The following is a 23,343-nucleotide window of genomic DNA, read 5'->3' on the forward strand; positions in this document are numbered from 1 at the left end:
TTAACGTAAAAGCCAAAATCTCTGATTTTGGCTTTTTTTCTATTTTCTAAAAAATTTTTCCGAAAAATGGGGCGTAATTTAGTTATAATAAGAATAAGTCGGATAATCATTTGCATTCGGCTTATTTTTTTAGTTATATTTTTTTAGAGTATTTCGTTATGATGATAGATAAACGTCTTATAAATACCGTACCTGATAGTAAAAAATGGATTGCTATCAATGTGATATGGAACTGGATTGCATTAATTGGCGGCATCATCAGTGCCGTCATTTTTGCAGATTTATTACAAGCTGCCTATAAGCAAAATTTACATTTATGGAGTACAATCTTGTTATGTATTTTGCTTATTTTTGCATTAATTTTACGTGCATTTGCAGGGAAAATGGCAGTTAATGCCTCTTATCGTGCAAGTACTAATGTTAAACATCATCTTCGCAGTTTAATTTACAATAAAATCGCAGAAATGCCGTTGAACCAAGTACAAGCACAATCAACTTCCTCCATTATTCAAGTTGCCTCCGAGGGCGTCGAACAATTAGAAATTTATTTTGGGCGTTATTTACCCCAGCTGTTCTATAGCTTACTTGCCCCGCTCACACTTTTTATCTTTTTAGTCTTTTTCAATGCTCCAACGGCGATCGTACTACTCATTTGTGTCCCACTTATTCCAATGTCGATCATTGCTGTTAATAAAATTGCTAAAAAACTTTTAGCTAAATATTGGGCGATTTACGTCGGTTTAGGGAGTAGTTTTTTAGATAATTTACAAGGACTTATTACCTTAAAAATTTATCAAGATGATGCGCATAAGGCTAAAGTCATGGATAAAGAAGCGGAAACATTTCGCACCGTGACGATGAAAGTCCTCACTATGCAATTAAATTCAGTTTCACTAATGGATTTATTAGCTTACGGTGGCTCAGCGGTTGGGATCATTACGGCTTTATATCAGTTTAAAGTGGGTGCAATCACAATTTTAGGCGTGATTTTATTTATTCTATTAGCCTCTGAGTTTTTCATTCCTTTGCGTCTGCTTGGATCCTTCTTCCATGTGGCGATGAATGGTAAAGCGGCAAGCGATAAAATTTTTACGCTCCTCGATACGCCAATTGAACAAAATCCACAGGCAACAGCATTCCAACATCCACATGATGTCAATATTGTGGTGAATGATGTTACTTTTGGATATACCAAAGAAAAAATGGCGATCAATCATCTCAGTTTAAAAATTAATGCTAATCAACTCACTGTTTTTGTGGGAGAAAGTGGCTGTGGAAAATCCACGCTTGTTTCTCTATTGATGGGCTTTAACAAAGCTAATCACGGGGAAATTCTCTTTAATCATCAAAATATTAATGACATTACTCGTCAATCTTTCTATGAACACGTCGCACTAGTGAGCCACAGTAGCTATATTTTCAAAGGTTCTCTTCGCGAAAATATGCTAATGGCACAAATCAATGCAACAGATGAAGGCATTTACCAAGTGTTAGAAGAAGTCAATCTCGCCCATTTTGTACGCGAGAATGGTGGCTTAGACATGCCACTTTTAAGCCGTGGTAGTAATCTTTCTGGCGGTCAAATTCAACGTCTTGCCCTTGCACGTGCTTTACTACACGACACTTCTGTTTACATTTTTGATGAGGCCACCAGCAATATTGATGTAGAAAGTGAAGAAATTATTTTAAGTTTCATTCAAAAATTGAAGACAACTAAAACCATTATCATGATTTCACACCGCTTAGCCAATGCCGTCGGAGCAGATCAAATTTATGTATTAGATCATGGTCAATGCATTGAACAGGGTACCCACCAACAATTAATGGAACAAAAAGGCGATTATTTCCAAATGTTTACTCAACAACAGCATTTAGAACAAATTAGACAGGGGGCAAACCATGCGTAAGAATGGATTTTTAGTGATGTGGCAATTGCTCGCATTAGTCAAACCTCTTTCTCACATTATGGCGTTCACCATTACCATGGGGGTACTAGGATTTTTAAGTGCCATCTTTATCATGGTTTTTGGTGCCATCGGTCTTGTTGACTTATTAGGATTCCATACTCATTTTTCCTTTAGTGCAGTGATTGGCATTCTTATCGCGTTAGCCGTTGCGCGCGGTGTGTTACGTTATTTGGAACAAATGTCAGGGCATTATATTGCCTTTAAACTCCTTGCCCTACTTCGGGATAAAGTCTTTGGCGCATTGCGTAAATTAGCTTTTGTTAAATTACAAGGTAAAGAGGCGGGGCAATTATTATCGTTAGTGACCAATGATATTGAATTACTTGAAGTCTTCTACGCACATACCATTGCGCCAGTAATGATTGCCATCATTACCTCATTAATTCTCCTCGGTATTTTTGCACACATTTCATTGTGGTTTACGCTTATTGCGCTGTTAGCGTATCTCACCATCGGATTCTTCTTACCGATTTTCACGACGAAAATGGCACGCAATGATGGGCGTAAATATCGTGAATTAGTTGGTGAAATGAATGATTACTTCCTAGATAGCATTCGAGGAATGAAAGAAATCCAGCTTTTTGGACATGAAAAAATCCGTGATAAAAACATTCAACGTCGCAGCCAAGCGATTGATGACGCTTTCTTAAAAATTAAAGAGCAAGAAGGAAAAGTCCGTGCTTATACTGAAATTGCTGTTTCTGGCTTTAATATTTTAATTCTCATCACAGGTCTTATCTTATTTGCAACGAGTACAATTAATTTTGTCGGATTATTAGTTGGGGTGATTTTATTAATGTCGAGTTATGGTCCTGTCATCGCCATTTCTAACTTGTCTAATAATCTCTTACAAACCTTAGCTAGCGGTGAGCGTGTGTTAGCATTATTACAAGAAGAGCCTGAACTTAAAGATGTCATTCACGGTAAAGACTTACACGATGTCCACCAACTACGTGTCGATCACGTGAATTTTGCCTATCAAACCGAAAATATCCTCACCGATATGCACTTTGCGGTAAAAAAAGGTGAGATTTTAGGTATCCATGGACGCAGTGGCAGTGGTAAATCTACCCTGCTTAAACTTATCATGCGTTTTTATGATCCAAGCGCAGGGGAAATTTTCTTTGATGATATCAATTTAAAAGATATCAATACGCAGAGCCTACGCGATCATATTGCTTACATTACCCAACAAACTTATATTTTCAATGAAAGCATTTATGACAACATTCACATGGCAAAACGTAGCGCAACTCGTGAAGAAGTCATTGAGGCAGCCCAAAAAGCCAATATTCATGATTTTATTATGAGTTTGCCTAATGGCTATGACACGATCGTGACTGAGATGGGTAATAGTTTATCTGATGGTGAAAAACAACGCATCGGCATTGCTCGAGCCTTCTTGCACAATGCACCTATTATTTTACTGGATGAACCAACCAGTAATTTAGATAGCTTAAATGAAGCTTTGATTTTACAAGCTTTATTACAAGAAAAGCAGGATAAAATCATTATCCTAGTGAGCCATCGTCAATCCACCATGGCAATTTGTGATAAGCAAATTCGGGTTGAAAATGGGCGACAATCTTAATTGATCACGCCCCATTTTTCGCAAAAATTTATGTGATTTATAATAAAAAACCGCCAATTCGGCGGTTTTTCTATTAGTGCATAATTAAATATCAAACTGGTAGAATAAATCCACGGCTTGGTTTACGCCTGAAACGGTTTGCAGATAAAGTCGAGGCAATAAGCGTAAACGTAACGTTAACTCTGCCAAGCCCGTAAATAATCCCACACCGTAACGTACTTGTAAGCGATCTGTGATATCACCACTCACTGAAACTTGAGATTTATTTCCTGTACCCGTCGTTCCTACATTGAGATTTTGAATACCAAAGAACTTACCAATACTGCTTACCGCACTCCCCGTCTGTGCAAGACTCATTGAAAGTAATGCCGCACTTAACGAATCGCGAGCACCCGTTCCATCATTACTATCCAATGAATGTCCAGTAATTAAGTAAGACAATGCCTGATCATCGGACATACTTGGAATGGTATATACCTTAATTATTGGTTTATCCGCATAACCTGACACACGTAAACCTGCCACAACATCCGTATCAATCATTTCGCTACGATTTCGGATTGCGTCTAAGTTAATCATTGGTCGTCCTGGAATACCAGAGAAACCTAACGATCCCTTTTTAATCACAAGATTTTGTCCGTAGGCTTTGAAACTACCTTTTTCTAGGTTTATTTGCCCATAAAGCCCTAGAATGCCATGTTGTTGCGAAAGGGATAAAGTCCCTACCAGATCAGTATCTAATCCATATGCTTTTAAATTCACATCATCACCAATATTAATCGTAATCCGTGAAAGCATACGTCGCCCTTCCGTATCAAGTTGCCCTTTCGTTAAGGCTAAAATTTTACGCTCATCTGTTTTATTTGGTCCATCTAAGATGATTAAATCTGGACTAACACTGACCCCATTATCAGGTAATTGTTTGATAATAATTCTTGCCCATGGAATATCAACATTCCCCCAAAGCAATAGATCTTTCGGAGTCACCATCGCTGTTACATTTGGTGTCACTTTCATTTCTACCTGACTTGGGGCTAACGGCACATTCAAATAGAAATCTTTGGCCGTCACATTCACTCTACCAAAATATTGTTCCAAGCTACTCCAACGTGCTACCCCATTTAAGTTCAATGTACTTTGTGGCGTTTTAATATTCCCACTTAGTTTCGCATCTTGACCATTTAATGCTAGGAGTACGTTACCATTATTAATATCAAACGGTAATGCTTTAAGATTTGCACGGGCATTTTTAACCCCTATTTTGCCATTTAATAATGGATTCGCTAACGTACCAGCAAAATGCACATCGGCAAAAACATCCCCTTGTACATTTTCATCACCCGATAAAATTTGTTTTACTAGAGAAAGCGAAACGTTATTAATATTGGCGCTACCTGATAAGGTTCTATCTTTTTGTAAATGATCAACATTTAAGGCTAAATCAATATTTCCATAACGGCGATATCCACTCGCATAAGGATTATAAAGCTGTACGTTTGCTGTTGTATGTAACGTATCATTTGCTAGTTCTGCTTTGATGTTGGCTTGAGGGAACCCAACTTGGAAATAACGATAATCTATCCGTTGAGCAATATGTAAATCACGTCCATTTATATTTAATTTCACTTGTGGAGCATGATCTGGTGCCCATTTTGCCTCACCATTTGCCGTCACTACGCCTAAAAAACGCTCTTGCGGTAAAAATGCATTCAGAATATCTAAATTTAAATTTTTCAGATTAAATGCTACTTCACCACGTTTACCTACCTGCATTGGACGAGGAAAACATAAACTGGCTCGATTGTTCAACAAACAACTCATATTGATACGAGCATCCCCATCAGGTAGTCGATAAACCATATTAACAGGTTTATCAATCCACCATTTACCGACTGGTGTATCTAAATTCAGTGTAGATAATACCGCCTGCCATTCTGATAAAGATTTTTTATATGAGCCATTTAATTTAAGCGACAATGCAAATGGGTTACCCGTAGAAGTCAGGGTAAGATGATGATCTTTCTCATCTCCATTAGCAATTAAATCAATACGAGAGAAATTTATTTTTTGAAAATCCAAATCACGGATTGCAAGATTAATCTTACCTTGCAAAGTACGCATATCTTGGACATTACCATTTAAATCTAATTGAGCTAATTTAAAAGTTTCAAACTGAATATTTCGACCTTTTAAATCAGCATGTGCTGTCAGATCTTCACCTTTACCGTCTATTGACACTTTACCTTTAATATTCGCCTGTAAAGTTGGCAATAACCCACTCAAATCGGGGGCATCAATATCCATTAAAAGATGCGTTTTTTCACTTAATTCACCTTGCAACTTAATGTAATTTTTCTGATAAACCAGATCAAATTTTGGAACCGAAACCCAATGTGGGCGTGCATCAAAATGTGTATCAAGCGAGAATTTGCGATGCGATATTTCACCAGAGAGGGAAATTTGAGGCGCATCCATCGCCCAATTATCATCGTAGAAATTAGAAAAACCGTTATAAGTTACAAGACCAGATAGTGTGCTATCAAATCCTTTCAATTTTGCTAAAGGTGCAACATTTGGATAAAGGTATTTATTTAAATTAAAATTGTTTAACTTTAACTGCGATTGCCATTTTAATTGGTTGCGCCAGCTCAACTCCCCTTTCAACCATAATTTACTTTGATTATTTACATCCAAATCAAGTTGCGCAATTTTTACTTCTGACATATCGCCAGATACTTCGGCAGAAAGAGGCGCTGTTTTAATATTTTCACCTAAGAACAAGCCCTTAATTGTGCCTTTATAACCAATTAAACTTCCAGCAAGTTGAATATCTACATTTTTAAATTTGTACGGATGCAAGGCTGTCTTATCAAATGGATATTGAAGATGCGGGCTTTGAATATTTAACGTAAATGGCATCGTATCCGCTGTCAATTCAACCTGTCCATCTACATTCATATCCAATGCGCCTGTAGTGTGAAGTTTCAAGGTACTATTACCATTTAACTGCCCAGTTGCCACAAGTTTTAACGTATTAGGTTGAGATAAGAATAAATGCGTCCAACCTATATCATTAAAATAATGTTGGTCAGAAAGCGGAGTGAAATTTCCAGATAACGTCAATGCAAAAGGATAACTGCCACGGGTTTTTATATATCCTGTGGCTTGAACTTCAGCAATAGGGCTTTTTATCCATAACTTTTGCAAACGAATATCTGAATTTTGCGCATTCGCTTTTAAAATAAATTCTGATACGACAACTTGATCAGAGCCTTTTTCACTTTGTTTAAATGTCCAATTAGCCCCTGCTAAAGATTCGATATGAATAGCAAAAGGAAGTTGAAAATCATTTAATGAAAATAATGGACCAGAAAAACGTTTTTGAATCGCCGTCCAATCAACGGGTTTAGGCTGTTTTTTTGCATAATTTTTTTCGTTTTTTGGGGCGTGTTGTGATGATTTTTCCAAATTTTCAACTTTCTGCACTACCTGCGATGCTGCCTTTGGTGCTTTATTCTGTTTTGAAATTGATTTAGGAAAATCAAGTAAAAGATCATCAATAGAAGTCGGCGCAAGGGTCAACCCCGTTTTGTTATTTAATGTTAATGCCGTCTGGAAATTACCTAATGCAATTTTGTCGCCATTTGGAAGAGCAAACTGTAAGTCATTAACTAAAACATGTTGAACATTAATCGCAAAGGGTAAAGTAAACTTTCCTGATGATTCTTCTTTTTTCTTATTTGGCTGCTGTGGTGTTGTTTTTAATAAAGTAATAACAGGCTGTTTGAAGACTACATTACCGATGTTTAACGTTTTATCTCGCCATAAGTCATTAATCGAAATTTGTAAATCTGCTTGTGCTACATGAACATTAATAGATGAATTTTGATAATTAATATCAACCAGTTTCAATCCTTGTGGTTGCCATAAATTACCCTCCACCTGACCAATATGTAAATCAGACATGAGGGAATCAATCCAATGAAATAGACGATGTTGCCCACTAGTTGTACCGAGTAGAAAAAGGAAAAATAAAATAAGCGCCGCAAAAAATGCAACAATACCCGCTAAACATTTGCAGTATAAATGTTTTTTCGGTGCCGCTTTGGGTGTTTTTTTATCTGTTTTTTCTTCCATCTGTATAACCTAAATTAAAGCTCTGTACCTAAACTTAAATAGAACTGGACATTATGGTGATCACTATGTACTGGTGTTGCTATATCTACTCTTACTGGACCGACAGGTGAAATCCAACGTAATCCTACCCCAGAGCCATAACGTAAATCACTATGTTTAAATTTATCCGACACAAACCCTGTATCTGCAAAAACGGCTGTCCACCATTTTGGGAACAGCTGATAGTCATATTCCAAGCCTGCGTAGCCCATTATTGAACCACCCACCAACTTACCTTCGGCATCTCGTGGTGCAACTGTTTTATATTTATATCCTCGTAATGTTCTATCGCCACCAAGGAAGAATCGTAAAGCAGGTGGAATACGATCAAATTGAGAGGTTTTCAAATACCCCGCACCAGCTCGTGAAATAAATCTATGTTTTTGGAAATAGGTTCTAATCCAAATCGTAGAGGCTTCAATTTTATAGAAATTCACCTCCGATCCCCATGCCTTATTACCAATACCAAAACTTACTCTCTGTGTGTCCCCCCAGTATGGGAAAAGACCACCACGAAAACGTGTCCGTGTTGCCGAAACTGTTGGATAGATCAGTAATGTTTTATGAGATTGATCTGCTTGCGTAAAAGAATCGTAACGAACACGCACACCAAGCCCATTTTGCCACCCCGTTTCCCGATTCCAATAACGCATGAAGGAAGCACTTGTTGCATTTGTTGTCGTATCATTTTGTTTTTCTCGCTCGATACCATAAGCAGCTTCATAATAATAATTTAACGGATTCTTTAATAATGGCATCCGATATGCAGCTTCAATTGCTAGTTTTGGTTTCGAAATATAAAAGTTACTTCTTAAACTTTGACCTTTACTATCTACCCAAGGTTTATTCCATCCTAATTGAAAACGTGTTCCAACATCAGTTGAATAACCAATCCCAACCTTAAACACATTTTTCTTTTGCGGATAAAGCAATACATTAACATTGACCGTTTTATTTTCTTTATTTATTTTGGGCTGAAATAAAATAACCTTAAACCACCCTGAAGAAGATAAATCTGAATTTAGCGCAGACAAATCTTCCATATTGTAAGGATCACCATCTTTCATATGCATAATATGATGCAAATAATCCTGACGGATTTGACTATTTTCAAATGTGAAACGCCCAAATTTATAACGGTCGCCACTATCGTAATCTAAATTCCACCATGCCTGATGCGTAGAAGGTTTAACATCTAACTGAGATAACGTGAAATTTGCATCAAAATATCCTCGTTCAATGCCTAATTGACGGAGATCTTCTTTAAAATTATCGTATGTTTGTTGGTTAAGTTGAGCGCCTACCTCTGGCACTTGCGTTAATAATTTCTTAAACGCATCATCCTCTCGCGCTTGACCACTAATATTAATATTCACTCCAGCTATATCTGTTGGTGGTCCTTCATGGACAGTCGCAATTAAAGTGCCTTTTTTATCTCCTTTTTCTGGCGCCACAACATCAAATTTAATTGTGCTATTAAAGTACCCATATACACTGATTGCTTTTTGAATAGCTGTTCGTACGAGGTAAAAGTTGCGTAACGACCCATCCATTTCCTCGGCAGGAATCATTCCAACATAAATTTCCGCATTTTTGCGTGCTTCGGAATTTTTTATCCCTACTAATTTGAGTTTATAAAGTGTTTGCGGAGGTTTTGGAAGAAATCCATCCATCTGAAAATTTGGATCATTTTCCAAACCCTTTGATACATCTGCGGGTTTATCAGAAGATGTCGGTGAGGAAGATTTCGTTTCTTGAGCGTAAAGTTTGGTGGGATTGAGCAATGCCGTACCCAATAAGATAAATGGCGATAAGTTTTTAATTTTCGTCAAAAATGGGGACAACATAGTAACTCCATGTGCAATCTTAGCAATCTATAATACGCAAAAAGGCGGTAAAACTTATTCTACCGCACTTCTTTTTTACTTTTTATAGCGTCAGAGCTTTTTGTTTATTTCTTACCGAAATGTTCCAAATAAACAATGGTTGCCGCTAATCTTGAATGTACATTTAATTTACGTAGTAAATTACGAATATGAACTTTTACAGTTTCTTCTGAAATAAAGAGTTCATTTGCAATTTGTTTATTAGATAGTCCTTTTGCTACTAAAGTTAATACATCTAATTCACGGCTAGTTAAACTATAGATAGGATCATCACCTGCTTGACGTTCACTCACAATTTTTTTCACCACATCACTATAAACGACTTTACCTGATGCGATATCTTGGATTTGTTCTAACAGTGTAAGCGGATCAGTATCTTTGAGAAGATAACCATCAGCACCTGCATCAATTAGCGTAAAAATGTCGTTACGTGCATCCGATACAGTAAGAATAACCACACGAGAATCCACATCTTCACGACGCAATGCTTTCAATGTATCCAGCCCTGATAATCCTTTCATATTAAGGTCTAAAATAATGAGATCTGGTAATTCACGCACTGCCCATTCTACGCCTTCAAGACCTGAGCCAACTTCTCCAATAATTAAAAAATCATCTGTTGACTCCAGCAACTGGCGAATTCCGCGACGCATTAATGGGTGATCATCAATAAGTAGGACGCGACTAGGCATTTTATTTTTGCCTGCAATAATAATATTCTCTTCCATTATAATTTTACCTTTATATTGTGAAGTATAATCATTACCTAGTTTCCTCTACGTCATCTTTAATTGATGTCGAAATGGGACTATCTGTACTTTTCCTTGTACGGGTAATAATTGGTAGAACTGAGGATAATTAAAGTGATGTTTCACTATTCTATATGGATTGTTATCAGTATTCAAACCTGCAGATTGGTAAATTTGATTTATCTCATTAATTTTTTGCGATTTATTACCGATACATGACCGATATACCTCGATATGGTTCTTTTCATCCAAAATATAGACGTTGAAACTTCTATCTTGATTATCTTCAAAGAAAAATTGCAAAAATCCTTCTGCTGCGAAAACAGCGATTTCCTTAGGATAAATCGCATTATTTTCTTTTAACAAACGCAACTCTGGTTTTTCAGCATTTTTTTGGAATAATTTACTCCAACCATGCCCTGTATAACGAATAAGTGATGCCATATTGGTTTCATTAATTCGTATTTTCTCTTCGATGCCCAATGTTCGAAAAATCAGAGATTGCACGACTGATTGTAACTCTTTCTGATAGTGTTTGGCATAACAAAAAATATTTACTCTACGCAATTCTGTTGATGTACGAGGAATTTTATGAGTTAGAACTTTCAATAATCGAATTAACGCATCATCACCTTCAAAATGTAATGTTCTAATTTCTCCCCAACGATTTCGATAAATTACATCTAAACTTCCGATAAATTGATTATCAGACGAAGTAATATTCAGTAAATCACCAGTTAAAATGCCTTTTCGATAAATTTCTCTATCAGCAGGTAAATCTTGGGTTACATCACAGCTTAAATTAATCGCAATAAAAAGTTGTCTAATTTTACAATGCTCAATAAGCTCTTGTTGGCTAGCAGAAACTTGTTTAAGTGGAAAGGTATTACATAAATCTTTAATAAAACGCTGCAAGGCTTTAAGACGAACATTATCACTTTTTAAATAGTTTTTAGTTTTAGGCGTTAATAATCCATTAAAATAAGCCCACGCCACGATTTTAGGTAATGTTTCACCAAATTCAGAATGTCTAGGAGCGGTAAAAGCTTTTACATTTGGAGCATGATTCAAAAGATACCAACCTGGTTTAAAATTAATATTATCTTTTCTAACTTCTACAAATGTTAATGCTTTTTCACTCAAATCACTTGCACTGGCTGAGTTAAGAAAAATCACTTTTCCTGGTAAATCTTCAAATGCAGTATAAAGTTTACGAGTAAGGACGGCCATATCCTGCGGCACGATACTGGCATTCACTTTATGATTCCGCACAAATTGCAATAAATTACGATAACTCGCCATTAAATATTGAATCAAATCATTATGATTTTTTTTCACCCGTTTAATTTTCCAATGCGGACGATCGTCTAAGTTTTCAATTGTACTTTCCGACCATCCCCATGACCGTGCTAATTTTTTCGCATACCGAATACGCCAATTATTCATCGCTGCTCGTTTATAGCGCAAATTTTCTGCAATTTTTAAATAAAAACAACGGTAAGCAAATTCAAGGCGATCCTGATCTTGTTTTTTCGTTAAATAGCGAGAAACATGTTCTAACATGCAAAGATATGCATCATAATGATAATCTTCATCTCCCGAATGAAGGCGCTTTTTAAACTCTTGGGAAATTAAGTGCGTATTTGGATACTGGGCAGAATAACTTTCTAATAACAATATTTTCAGTGCGGATTTATAAGGTGAATCGATCCCTTTGTATAATTGCCATAACGTAGCACCAAAATATTCATTTGCAGATAAGCCATCTAATCCGCCAAAATCAACCCAGTCACGTAACTTAATCTGCCCGTGACTAACGAGTTGGTGTACATAACTCTCATAATCTTTCTCTTCAACTGGCAAATGCAACCATAAGAGCGGATTTCCTGCTAACCGAATCGCAGTTCGATAAAATTCTTCAAGCAATAACATGTATTGTGCTGAACCACTATCATCTTTTTCTGCAGAAAGAGGTTTTGCATAAAATGCTTTACGAAAACGCTTTTGATTTACCAAATATAGGCTAATTTTAACTTTTAATTTGCTTGCCCATTGTTGAATCAGTTTGATTTTACGGCGTAAAAGTTTACGTTCTTCGCCAGAAAAATCTTGGCGCTCACAAAGCCAAATATCTAAATCAGAATTTGGGGTTTGGGTGATGGTGCTAACACTTCCCATTGCATACAAGCCAAGAAAAGCTTGCCCTGTATGTTGTTTTAATTCAGGAAAAGAAAAATAGCTGACGTTTTCATGATTAAAGAAATGTTTATGTAGAGAGATTTGCTGGCTACGGGTCGGAGTAAAGTTATAAATGCCATGGGGACATCCTTTGACGTAACCAATCAGGGAAGGATGATTGTAATGAAGAAACACAGGTAGAAGTTCCAAAACCGTGCGAACTTCTGGAGGTGTGTTTTCTATTGCACGTGTTAAACGTAATTTATCCAATTTGTTTACACGTCGCTTTGCTTCTTCAATATCAAATTCAAGATTCAAAATCATCTACTTCCTATATAGTAAAATCTTGCTGATTATACTGAAATTTGAATCCCATACAATGAATACATAAAAAGCAAACAGAAAATAATTCAAAACACCTATATTTTAGTAATTATTTAGAATTATTTTTCTTTTAAAAAAGCAATACGCCCCGATTTTCGCAAAAATTTATGGAAAATCGGGGCGTGTTTTCTGATTTATTGCTTTGTTGTTAGCTTAATAAACCTAAAAAAGCATCCTCGCTGAGAATATTGATGCCCAATTCTTCGGCTTTGGTGAGCTTAGAACCTGCACTTTCGCCAGCAATCACATAGTCCGTTTTCGCAGAAACGCTACCACTGACTTTAGCTCCCATAGCCTGTAATTTTTCTTTCGCTTCATTACGGGTCATTTGCATTAAGGTTCCTGTTAACACGACAGTTTTACCCATAAATGGATTTTCAGCAATTTCTTTGGTTTCCACTGGTTCCCAATGGACGCCTTGGGCAATCAGATCATTCACCACTTCTACATTATGCGGTTCGCGCCAGAAATGATAAACACGACGTGCCACCACATCGCCGATATCTTGCACTTTTTGTAACGTTTCAATATCCGCTTCTTGAATCGGTGCTAATGTTTTGAAGTAATTTGCTAAATTCAGCGCAGTACTTTCCCCCACTTCACGAATACCCAAAGCAAAAAGGAAACGTGCAAGTGTGGTTGATTTTGCTTTTTCAATACTGTCTAATGCTTTCTGAGCAGATTTTTCACCCATGCGATCAAGGCGCATTAAGGTGTTTAAATCCAATTTAAATAAATCTGCTGGGGTATGAATAATTTCTTTATCCACTAATTGCTCAATGAGTTTTGCACCTACCCCATCAATATTCATCGCTTTGCGTGATACGAAATGTTTTAGTGCTTCTTTACGTTGTGCATCACAGAATAAACCACCCGTACAACGTGCCACCGCTTCGCCTTCAATTCTTTTGACTAAAGAACCACAAACAGGGCAATGCGTTGGGAAAATAATCGGTTTTGCGTTTTCTGGACGACGCTCACGAACGACACCTACAACTTGTGGAATAACATCACCCGCACGACGAATACTTACGGTATCACCGATCGCTAAACCAAGACGTTCAATTTCATCACCATTGTGTAAGGTCGCATTACTTACCGTTACGCCCCCCACAAATACAGGTTCTAATTTTGCTACTGGCGTAATTGCACCCGTACGTCCTACTTGGAATTCAACATCACGTAATACGGTCAATTCTTCTTGTGCAGGGAATTTGTACGCAATCGCCCAGCGTGGTGCTTTTGAAATAAAGCCCAATTTTTCTTGCAACGCAATGTCATTCACTTTTAAAACCGTACCGTCAATGTCATAGCCTAAATGTGGGCGTTTTTCTTGAATATTGCGGTAGAATTTTAAAACCTGTTCAATGCCACCACATAATTCAATTTCTTTATTGACAGGAATTCCCATTGAATGTAGCCATTGCAAACGATCGTAATGGGTATCTGGCAACAATACGCCTTCCGCAATTCCAATTCCGTAGGCATTGAGCATTAAATGACGTTGACGCGTCACTTTTGGATCGAGTTGGCGTAATGAGCCAGCGGCTGCATTACGTGGATTAGCAAAAGTCTTTTCTCCTTTCGCTAATGCCATTTCGTTAAGATTTTCAAAGGCTTGATGTGGCATAAAAATTTCACCACGCACTTCCAAACGAGCAGGCGGATTGTCGGTTAATAATTGTAATGGAATATTACGAATCGTACGGACATTAGCAGTAATATCTTCACCCGTTTGCCCATCACCACGGGTTGCAGCACGCACAAGTTTTCCATTTTCATACAAAATACTTACCGCTAAGCCATCTAATTTAGGTTCGCAACAAAAGGTAAGATTTTCTGTTGAGAATGGCAGACGATCTTGGATTCGTTTTACAAATGCCATAAATTCATCATCATTGAAGACATTATCCAAAGATAACATTGGAATTTCATGTTTAATTTGCGAAAAACTAGTTAAAGGTTTCGCACCAACACGTTGCGTTGGGCTATCGGCAGTAATGAATTCAGGATGTGAGTTTTCTAACGCTTTTAATTGATGAAAAAGACGATCATATTCGCTATCGGGAATTTCTGGCGTATCAAGGACATGATAAAGATATTCGTGATGGCGTAATGTTTTTCTTAATTCTTCAATTTGCTGTTGTAAGCTTGGTTGCGTCATGTTGTATTCCATTTTTTGTAATAATTAATTTATCTTTATAGCATAGATCACTTTTATTTTTTACTGTAATAAAAAATCTCACCGAAGTGAGATTTTCTATTTATCTTTATCCTACATTGCCCCGAGAGATTGATTGAGGAAGGCATCCACAAATAAGGTATCACGAGCCGTTTTTTCTAACCTTACATTCACACCATATACATCTTCAATATGGGCGTGTGAAAGCACTTCTTGCGGTTTTCCATCGAGCATAATATGCCCTTGGCGGATTAAAACTAAGCGATCACAAAATGTTGCCGCTAAATTTAAATCGTGCAAGGCAATTAAGCTGATAATTTTTCGATCTTGGGTCAACTGACGAATCGTTTGCATACTATTAAGTTGATGATGTAAATCTAAGGCACTGGTTGGCTCATCAAATAAAATCATTGGTAAATCACGCACTAATAAGCGTGCCATCGCCACCATCTGTTGTTGACCACCAGATAATTCATAGATTTTACGTTCCGCAAGATGTGAAATTTTAAGCACATCCAAGGTTTTGGCAACCGCTTGTAAGTTTTCATCGGTTACACGCCAATGCCCATGGCTTTTTAATGCCAATAATACACTTTCAAACACACTTAATGCGATTTGAACGTTATATTGCTGTGGCATCATGCCGACAATGTTACTCCAATCGGCTAAAGATGTTTTCTTTAAATCCGCACCAGCAATATTGATGTCACCTTTGATTGGGAGCATGCCTGCTAGGCTTTTAAATAGAGTAGATTTTCCCGCTGCATTAGGTCCGATAATCCCCACTAACTCACCAGGTTTGAGATCAGGAATGGTGATATCAAATAAAATTTGTTTACGACCGTAACTCGCAGAAAGATTAGAAATTTTTCCGAATTTTGTGGCGTGAATGTTTTGCATTATTGGACGCCTCCTGAACGTTTACTCGTTAAAATGATAGAAATAAACATCGGTACACCAATGAGCGCAGTAATCATACCGATTGGATAGAGGATACCAGGGGTAATGATTTTACTTACGATTGACGCAATAGAAAGCATTAATGCGCCCAAAAGTGCCGAAAGTGGAATGAAGAAGCGTTGATCTTCACCAATTAATAGACGTGCAATATGCGGTCCAACTAGCCCCACAAATCCAACTGCACCGACAAAAGCAACAGATAATCCAGATAATAATGAGATCATTAATAACATGATAACTTGAAGGCGTTTAATATTAACCCCCATACTAAGGGCGGTTGCTTCGCCTAAGCGTAATGCGGTTAATTGCCATGAGAAACGTAATGTAATCGCCATTACAACAAATAGTGACACGGCTGCAATCATGATTTTAGTATTATCGGCACGTGTTAATGACCCCATCATCCAGAACACAATTTGTTGAAGTTGGGTTTCATTAGCATTGTATTGCATTAAGGCTAATAAGGCGTTGAACACGAAATAAATTGCAATACCAAAAAGAACAATGGATTGTTGTCCTAGCCCTTTTAAGCGGGTTAATAGTAACAAAAGTACGCACGTTAATAATGAAAAAGCAAATGCTGAACCACTCACGAAAACATGCTGTAGAAGATTACTACTAATTTGATTCCCATAGATAATGGCAAGGGCTGCACCGAAACTTGCAGCAGAGGCCACACCTAAGGTAAAAGGTTCGGCAAGCGGGTTATTTAACAGTGTCTGCATTTGAGATCCCGCTGTCGCCAGCATTGCCCCGACTAAAATCGCCATTAATGCGATTGGTAATCGATAATCGTGGACAATCACGTTAAGCGCGATACCGTTTGCATTTGGATGCCAGAGTGTCTCCCAAATTTTACTGAAAGGATAATTACCTGGACCAATGGAAAGATCGAGTAAAAAGCTTCCAATAGCCAGCGCGAGAACAAATAATAATGCGAGTAAATTTTTGCGAATACGCTTTTGATATTGCGTTGCGGTTAAATATTGCTGAGGAATTGTTGCCATAATGTCCTTCTTGTAATAATGAGAAACGCCCTACCCTAATTTTTAATGAATGAAGGTAAGGCGACTAATTCCTGGTTAATTAATGGCGATTATTGATATTTTGCCCAAAACTCACCAGTCAAGCTAATTGGCATAAATTCATTATAGAATTGTTGGTAAGTTTTTTGTAAATCCACATCCGCAAATTGTTGTGGGTGGAACCATTTAGCAAAGGCTAAGATTGCCATGAAATGGTATGGGCTATTATAAAATTGATGATAAATCGCATAGAAATGTTTATCTTTAATTGCTTTTAATGATGACCAACCATCACGATTTGCAAGGTATTGCATTTCTTGCTGAATTTCAGCCGGTTTTGCGAAATAACCTAATGTAATTGGTGTACTGCCCTTGTATGCAGCTTTCCAGTTAGCCCCTGTTGCAATGATATAATCAAATGGTTCACTGAAAATGACTTCTGGGTTTACTTTAAATTTAAGGTTAGTTGATTTCGTTGAGCCCCAGTTACGACCACCAGCATAGTCAACAAAACGTCCGAAGTTTTTATTACCGTAAGTCGTGCAACACTCATCGCCATCTAAACCAGCCGCATTTTCAATAAATACTAACGGACGATCTTTTTCTGGAATTTTCGCAACACGATCTTTCACCATGTTCATTTGTTTTTGGTAATATTGGATAAATTTTTCAGCTCTCGCTTGTTGATTTACCACTTCACCTAAAATACGCATACTTGGCACGGTGTCTTCAAGTGGTTTTTGACGGAAATCGACGAAAACGGTTGGAATACCAACACGTGCAAGTTTATTAATTAAACCACTTTCTTGGGCTTTCAATAGGTTACCGACGTTTAATAAATAAACATCTGGTTTCATACTGATGATGGTTTCTAGGTTTACGTCACTACTATAAGGGTTACCTAGATCAGGAATGTTCTTAATATCAGGGAATTTTGCGAGTAGCTTTTTATAAGTATCAGGATCATTTTTAATCAGATCAGTTCGCCATGCCACTACACCTTTTAACGGATTAGCTTCTAACATAGAAAGGGCATAAACCATACGTCCTTCACCTAAAACCATGGTTTTCACATGATCTGGAATCTCTACTTTACGGCCAGCAATATCAGTTATCTGTTTTGCCATACTAGTGGCACTTACAGAAAGCAAAGCAACCGCTAAGAGAAGTTTTTTTAAACTAAATTTCACAATTATTCATCCCTATAAAAATAAACTGGCGAAATTTTATTTTAAATGAGAATTATTGTCAATATTGTTTAATTTAAGTACGTTATATAAAAAAACCGCAACATTTGTTGCGGTTTTATCTCATCTTAAAATACTCGTGATAAATATTCTTGCTCTACATCAAAGGTAAAAGGTTCCTGTTTATCACTAAGCAAATACCCACCTAAATCTCTCGCTAGGGCTTTCGCTGAATTAATCATAAAACGTAAATTAGTTCTCGCTGAACCGTACTTAACAGGCGTTTCCATAAAGATTGCCACCCCGAAAGTTCTCATACTTTCCATATTTTCGGGATTAAACTCACCTGGACCATCTAAATTAGCCAAGCTAAATAAAATCGGGCTATGGCAATTAAATTCACTGTGGCGATGGAAAATAGATTGCGCGCCAAATAAAAATCCTTCTTTATCTAAAGCCTGATGCAAGTCACTTCCTTTAAAGCAACTATTATCTGGTGCAACAACATAAAGCATAATTACGTTGCTGGTATCCTGTTTTAGTTCTTCTTCAGTTACTTCTTCAACTGGCGATGTTTCATTTTCTGGAAGAAGGGATTCTTCTGCAATGTTAGTGCTTGGTAATTCATCTTCCTTATCTGTTTCAACATCAACAACATGCTGAATAATTTCAGGTGTTTCTTTTATCGCTTTCTTTTCTTCTTTTTCATCAGTCATAACATCGGTATCAACTGAAACTGATGGAGTATTTTCATCCGATTCTGCATTCTTTGGCATGCTCGGCATTTCAATATCTTTCGGCTGATCTTTTTTCTTTGTTTGAACAATTTGTTCACGTGCAGCAGACGACTTATTATCATTTAAGTCATTAGATAATTTAACATTTTTATCAGTTTGTGAGGGCTTATCACGCAGGCTAATCGTAATATGACTTAAATCTGCATTTAATGTCGTATTATCTTCTGTGATATCAATTTGCTCATCTATATTTTTACGTTTTTCTTTATGAACAAAATTACCAGCTGATAGAGAACCTGATGTTTCTTTATCTTTTGCATTTTGAGAGAAATTTTCATTTTCCACAGTTCCCATTTCAGCCGATCCGTCTGTCGGTAAATCAACGGAATCTGTCGCCGATTTCATGGGATCTTCATTATCAAAAACTTTTGACTTATTTTGACGATTTAGCCAAATACCATGAACAACTAAAATAACAACGGCGATAGCGCCTAAAATAATCAGAATCGTATTTAAATCCATTATAAACTCCCACGAAGTTTGCTTGTCTTAATTGCACAAACAAAATGATATTAAGCTTATCATATTTTCAAACGGTTATCATAAGCAAAAGATATTTTTTGGTGATAACTTCAACTATAAAGGCTCTATAATGTAACAAAATATGATATTTTGCATATTAATTTTTAAAAAGGAAAAATTATGTCTATTTTACAAGAATTATTAGAAGGTATTCATTACTTCAAAACTGGTTGGAGTTTAATATCTCGTAAGGGCTTACGCCGCTTTGTCGTCGTTCCTGTTTTACTCAATATTTTATTTTTAATTGGACTCTTTTGGATCTTTATTACGCAAATTGATCATCAAATTGATACTATTATGACCTTACTTCCCCATTGGTTAAGTTGGGTGAGTCATATTCTCGTATTCTTTGCCGTCGCCATTATTCTATTAGTCTATTATTTCATTTTTAATAGTCTATCGGGATTCATTGCCGCACCTTTTAATGGACTACTTTCGGAAAAAGTAGAAAGTATGCTAACAGGTGAAGAGGCGAATGATGACAGTATCATAGATATAATCAAAGATCTTCCCCGTACGTTTAAACGTGAATGGCTAAAAATTTGGTACAGCCTACCGCGTATTATTATCCTGTTTATCCTAGGGTTTGTTCCATTTATTGGGCAATTTATTATCCCAGTGATTATTTTTGTTTTTACGGCATGGTCTCAAACGATTCAATATTGTGACTATCCATTTGATAATCATAAAATTCCTTTTTTAACCATGAAAAATGCGTTGAAAAAGAAACCTTATGCTAACTTTAGCTTTGGGGTATTAGTGATGATTTGTACTTTCATTCCATTCATTAACTTTGTGATTATCCCAGTGGCAATTTGTGGCGCTACTGCTATGTGGGTCGATAATTATAGACAACATTTTATTACAAATAAGAGTACTGAAGTTGTTGAAAAGTAAAACTATTTTCGTATTAATAATGACCGAACATCAATAATACGCCCCCATTTTCGATAAATTTTATGCAAAAAAAATCCTACCGCTTGGTAGGATTTTTTATTTAACTGCGTGATTAGTATTTACGTACTTTTTCCGCTAATTCGTAAGCACGTAGTTTTGCGATTTCTTGTGCAAGACGAAGAATCATCATATCGTAGTTTTCATCATTTTTCGCAATAATATTTTCTTCAGCTTGACGTTTCGCTTCTAAAATACGTTCACGATCTAACTCTTCACCACGAATAGCCACATCTGCTAAAACAATAACAGCATGTGGTTGCACTTCCAAGAAACCACCAGATACATAAATGACCTGATGTGTGCCATCTTCTAAAGTGAAATTCACAATCCCAGGCTTAATTGCGGTTAAAAGTGGAACGTGTCCCGGTAAAATACCGAGTTCCCCTTCAGAACCCGTTGCCTGAAGTGATTTTACTTCACCTTCAAAAATGCTTTTTTCTGCACTTACGATGGTTAATTTTAATGTTGCCATTTTTTTCTCCTTCAAGTTTTAATCAATCTTGAAGTGATTACATTTTTTTGGCTTTTTCTAGCACTTCGTCAATTGAACCAACCATATAGAATGCTTGTTCTGGAATATGGTCATATTCACCATCTAAGATGCCTTTAAAGCCACGAATGGTATCTTTCAATGAAACATATTTACCTGGAGAACCTGTAAACACTTCTGCAACGAAGAATGGTTGTGATAAGAATCGTTCAACTTTACGTGCACGTGCTACCACTAATTTATCTTCTTCAGAAAGTTCATCCATACCAAGAATTGCAATGATATCTTTCAATTCTTTATAACGTTGCAACATACCTTGAACGCCACGCGCTACATCATAGTGTTCTTGACCAACAACTAATGGATCAAGTTGACGAGAAGTAGAATCTAACGGATCCACCGCAGGGTAGATACCTAAAGACGCGATCTGACGGCTTAATACAACAGTTGAGTCTAAGTGCGCAAAGGTTGTTGCCGGAGATGGGTCAGTTAAGTCATCCGCAGGTACATATACTGCTTGTACAGAGGTGATAGAACCTGTTTTAGTTGAAGTAATACGTTCTTGAAGCGCACCCATTTCTTCTGCAAGTGTTGGTTGGTAACCTACCGCAGATGGCATACGACCTAAAAGTGCTGATACTTCAGTACCTGCTAAGGTGTAACGATAGATGTTATCTACGAAGAATAACACGTCACGACCTTCATCACGGAATTTTTCAGCCATTGTTAAGCCAGTTAAAGCAACACGTAAACGGTTACCTGGTGGCTCATTCATTTGACCATAAACAAGTGATACTTTGTCTAATACTTTAGAATCTGTCATTTCGTGGTAGAAGTCGTTACCTTCACGAGTACGTTCACCTACCCCAGCAAATACAGAGTAACCTGAGTGTTCGATCGCAATATTACGGATTAATTCCATCATATTTACGGTTTTACCAACACCCGCACCACCGAATAAACCTACTTTACCCCCTTTCGCAAATGGGCAAATTAAGTCGATAACTTTGATACCAGTTTCGAGAAGTTCTGTGCTGTTTGCTTGATCTTCATAACTTGGTGCTGCACGGTGAATTGACCATTCTTCTTCTGCACCAATTGGACCTTTTTGATCGATCGGTTGACCAAGAACGTTCATAATACGTCCTAAAGTCTTTGTTCCTACTGGAACTGAAATTGGATGTCCTAGGTTTTCAACAGACAATCCACGTTTTAAACCATCAGATGTACCCATTGCGATACAACGTACCGCACCGCCACCTAATTGTTGTTCTACTTCAAGTATAAGCCCTGTTTCTACTTTAAGAGCATCAAATACTTTTGGTACTGCATCTTGGGGAAATTCAACGTCAATAACCGCACCAATGATTTGTACAATTTTACCAGTTGCCATTACCATTCCTCTAATTCTTATTAAATTGCTGCAGCGCCTGCAACAATTTCATTTAATTCATTTGTGATACTTGTTTGACGAGCTTTGTTATACACCAACTGCAAGTCTTTAATTAATGTACCTGCATTATCTGTTGCTGCTTTCATCGCCACCATTCGAGCTGCCTGTTCAGAAGCCACGTTTTCTACCACTGCTTGATACACTTGAGATTCCAAGTAACGAACGAGTAATTTATCAAGTAACTCTTTCGCATCAGGTTCATAAATGTAATCCCAAACGGTTTTTGTTTCTGCTGCTTTTTCTTCATCTTGCAATAATTGTGATGAAGGAATAAGTTTATCTAAACAAGGTTTTTGCGACATTGTGTTAATAAACTTATTGTAAACGATATACACAGCATCTAACTTACCATCACGGTAGGCATCAAACATTTGGTTAGCTACCCCGATCAATTCTTCAACTGTCGGTGCATCACCTAATCCTGTTTGTTGAACTTCGATATTTAAACCAAGAGATTGGAAAAAACTCACCGCTTTTGAACCGATAATGCCAAGGGAAACCTCAGCATTCTCTTCTTTCAACGTTTTGATCTTTTCCAACACGGTTTTAAATAAGTTGATATTTAGCCCGCCACACAGACCGCGATCTGTAGAGATAACTAAAATACCAACTTTTTTGACATCACGTTCAACTAAGAAAGGATGTTTATATTCTGCATTGGCTTTAGAAATATGGCTAATAACTCGACGTATCGCATCAGAATACGGGCGTGAGGCAGACATACGTTCTTGCGTTTTACGCATTTTAGATGCCGCCACCATTTCCATTGCTTTAGTAATTTTTTGCGTACTTTGTACACTGGAAATTTTTGTTCGTATTTCTTTTGCACCAGCCATTTT

Annotated in this window: 15 protein-coding genes; 3 read left to right on the forward strand and 12 right to left on the reverse strand. The window is 37.0% G+C overall.

The genetic code is table 11. From position 1 onward, the window contains the following. Positions 1–158: 158 nt before the first annotated feature. On the forward strand, positions 159–1,907 hold the full coding sequence (locus EL259_RS03505) for an ABC transporter ATP-binding protein/permease (RefSeq protein ID WP_126599057.1): 1,749 nt from the start codon (positions 159–161) through the stop codon (positions 1,905–1,907). Then, a complete protein-coding gene (locus EL259_RS03510; RefSeq protein ID WP_126599058.1) occupies positions 1,900–3,558 on the forward strand; it encodes an ABC transporter ATP-binding protein in 1,659 nt (552 codons plus the stop codon). Before EL259_RS03505 ends, EL259_RS03510 begins: the two co-directional genes overlap by 8 nt. Before the next feature lie 84 nt (positions 3,559–3,642). Here EL259_RS03510 and tamB read toward each other — a convergent pair whose 3' ends face one another. The 9 genes from tamB to zipA all read right to left on the reverse strand — a co-directional run bounded on the left by tamB (position 3,643) and on the right by zipA (position 19,544). Then, positions 3,643–7,695: an autotransporter assembly complex protein TamB gene (tamB, locus tag EL259_RS03515; RefSeq protein WP_126599060.1), complete on the reverse strand. Its 4,053-nt coding sequence runs from the start codon at positions 7,693–7,695 to the stop codon at positions 3,643–3,645. 14 nt (positions 7,696–7,709) lie between these two features. Further along, complete coding sequence (gene tamA, locus EL259_RS03520; protein WP_126599062.1) at positions 7,710–9,581, reverse strand: autotransporter assembly complex protein TamA; 1,872 nt, start codon at positions 9,579–9,581, stop codon at positions 7,710–7,712. A gap of 104 nt (positions 9,582–9,685) precedes the next feature. Continuing rightward, positions 9,686–10,348, reverse strand: coding sequence for a response regulator (locus EL259_RS03525; protein WP_232019074.1), 663 nt, complete (start codon positions 10,346–10,348; stop codon positions 9,686–9,688). Between the two features lie 48 nt (positions 10,349–10,396). Continuing rightward, a complete protein-coding gene (locus tag EL259_RS03530; RefSeq protein ID WP_126599064.1) occupies positions 10,397–12,871 on the reverse strand; it encodes a class I adenylate cyclase in 2,475 nt (824 codons plus the stop codon). Between the two features lie 208 nt (positions 12,872–13,079). After that, positions 13,080–15,095: an NAD-dependent DNA ligase LigA gene (gene ligA / locus EL259_RS03535; RefSeq protein WP_126599066.1), complete on the reverse strand. Its 2,016-nt coding sequence runs from the start codon at positions 15,093–15,095 to the stop codon at positions 13,080–13,082. Between the two features lie 111 nt (positions 15,096–15,206). Further along, positions 15,207–16,013, reverse strand: coding sequence for an ABC transporter ATP-binding protein (locus tag EL259_RS03540; protein ID WP_126599068.1), 807 nt, complete (start codon positions 16,011–16,013; stop codon positions 15,207–15,209). Continuing rightward, positions 16,013–17,080, reverse strand: a complete 1,068-nt coding sequence (locus EL259_RS03545) for a FecCD family ABC transporter permease (RefSeq protein ID WP_126599070.1) — start codon at positions 17,078–17,080, stop codon at positions 16,013–16,015. The genes EL259_RS03540 and EL259_RS03545 overlap by 1 nt, the downstream gene beginning before the upstream one ends. A gap of 89 nt (positions 17,081–17,169) precedes the next feature. Continuing rightward, a complete protein-coding gene (locus EL259_RS03550) occupies positions 17,170–18,288 on the reverse strand; it encodes an ABC transporter substrate-binding protein (protein ID WP_197721295.1) in 1,119 nt (372 codons plus the stop codon). 125 nt (positions 18,289–18,413) lie between these two features. Then, positions 18,414–19,544 carry a cell division protein ZipA gene (gene zipA / locus EL259_RS03555; protein WP_126599074.1) on the reverse strand — a complete coding sequence of 377 codons (1,131 nt, stop codon included), beginning with the start codon at positions 19,542–19,544 and terminating at the stop codon, positions 18,414–18,416. A gap of 180 nt (positions 19,545–19,724) precedes the next feature. Between zipA and cysZ the strand changes: the two genes are divergently transcribed. After that, positions 19,725–20,501, forward strand: a complete 777-nt coding sequence (gene cysZ, locus EL259_RS03560) for a sulfate transporter CysZ (RefSeq protein WP_126599076.1) — start codon at positions 19,725–19,727, stop codon at positions 20,499–20,501. Positions 20,502–20,613: 112 nt separating this feature from the next. Here cysZ and EL259_RS03565 read toward each other — a convergent pair whose 3' ends face one another. From EL259_RS03565 to atpG, 3 genes are read right to left on the reverse strand one after another with little or no spacing between them, the layout of a single operon-like run. Further along, the gene (locus EL259_RS03565) at positions 20,614–21,033 is read right to left on the reverse strand and encodes a F0F1 ATP synthase subunit epsilon (RefSeq protein ID WP_126599078.1); all 420 of its coding nucleotides are present in this window, start codon (positions 21,031–21,033) and stop codon (positions 20,614–20,616) included. 37 nt (positions 21,034–21,070) lie between these two features. Beyond that, positions 21,071–22,444: a F0F1 ATP synthase subunit beta gene (gene atpD, locus EL259_RS03570; protein WP_126599080.1), complete on the reverse strand. Its 1,374-nt coding sequence runs from the start codon at positions 22,442–22,444 to the stop codon at positions 21,071–21,073. A 20-nt stretch (positions 22,445–22,464) separates the two neighbouring features. Further along, positions 22,465–23,340, reverse strand: coding sequence for a F0F1 ATP synthase subunit gamma (gene atpG / locus EL259_RS03575; protein ID WP_126599082.1), 876 nt, complete (start codon positions 23,338–23,340; stop codon positions 22,465–22,467). Between the last annotated feature and the right edge of the window lie 3 nt (positions 23,341–23,343).

Origin of the sequence: Actinobacillus delphinicola, from assembly GCF_900638385.1 — a bacterium.
Classification (GTDB): Bacteria; Pseudomonadota; Gammaproteobacteria; order Enterobacterales; family Pasteurellaceae; genus Actinobacillus_C; species Actinobacillus_C delphinicola.

Coding starts and splice junctions, on each gene's coding strand:
- EL259_RS03505 (WP_126599057.1), top strand. CDS start 159: ATGATGATAGATAAACGTCTTATAAATACCGTACCTGATAGTAAAAAA.
- EL259_RS03510 (WP_126599058.1), top strand. CDS start 1,900: ATGCGTAAGAATGGATTTTTAGTGATGTGGCAATTGCTCGCATTAGTC.
- ligA (WP_126599066.1), bottom strand. CDS start 15,095: ATGACGCAACCAAGCTTACAACAGCAAATTGAAGAATTAAGAAAAACA.
- cysZ (WP_126599076.1), top strand. CDS start 19,725: ATGTCTATTTTACAAGAATTATTAGAAGGTATTCATTACTTCAAAACT.
- zipA (WP_126599074.1), bottom strand. CDS start 19,544: ATGGATTTAAATACGATTCTGATTATTTTAGGCGCTATCGCCGTTGTT.
- atpD (WP_126599080.1), bottom strand. CDS start 22,444: ATGGCAACTGGTAAAATTGTACAAATCATTGGTGCGGTTATTGACGTT.
- tamB (WP_126599060.1), bottom strand. CDS start 7,695: ATGGAAGAAAAAACAGATAAAAAAACACCCAAAGCGGCACCGAAAAAA.
- EL259_RS03545 (WP_126599070.1), bottom strand. CDS start 17,080: ATGGCAACAATTCCTCAGCAATATTTAACCGCAACGCAATATCAAAAG.
- tamA (WP_126599062.1), bottom strand. CDS start 9,581: ATGTTGTCCCCATTTTTGACGAAAATTAAAAACTTATCGCCATTTATC.
- EL259_RS03530 (WP_126599064.1), bottom strand. CDS start 12,871: ATGATTTTGAATCTTGAATTTGATATTGAAGAAGCAAAGCGACGTGTA.
- atpG (WP_126599082.1), bottom strand. CDS start 23,340: ATGGCTGGTGCAAAAGAAATACGAACAAAAATTTCCAGTGTACAAAGT.
- EL259_RS03565 (WP_126599078.1), bottom strand. CDS start 21,033: ATGGCAACATTAAAATTAACCATCGTAAGTGCAGAAAAAAGCATTTTT.
- EL259_RS03525 (WP_232019074.1), bottom strand. CDS start 10,348: ATGGAAGAGAATATTATTATTGCAGGCAAAAATAAAATGCCTAGTCGC.
- EL259_RS03540 (WP_126599068.1), bottom strand. CDS start 16,013: ATGCAAAACATTCACGCCACAAAATTCGGAAAAATTTCTAATCTTTCT.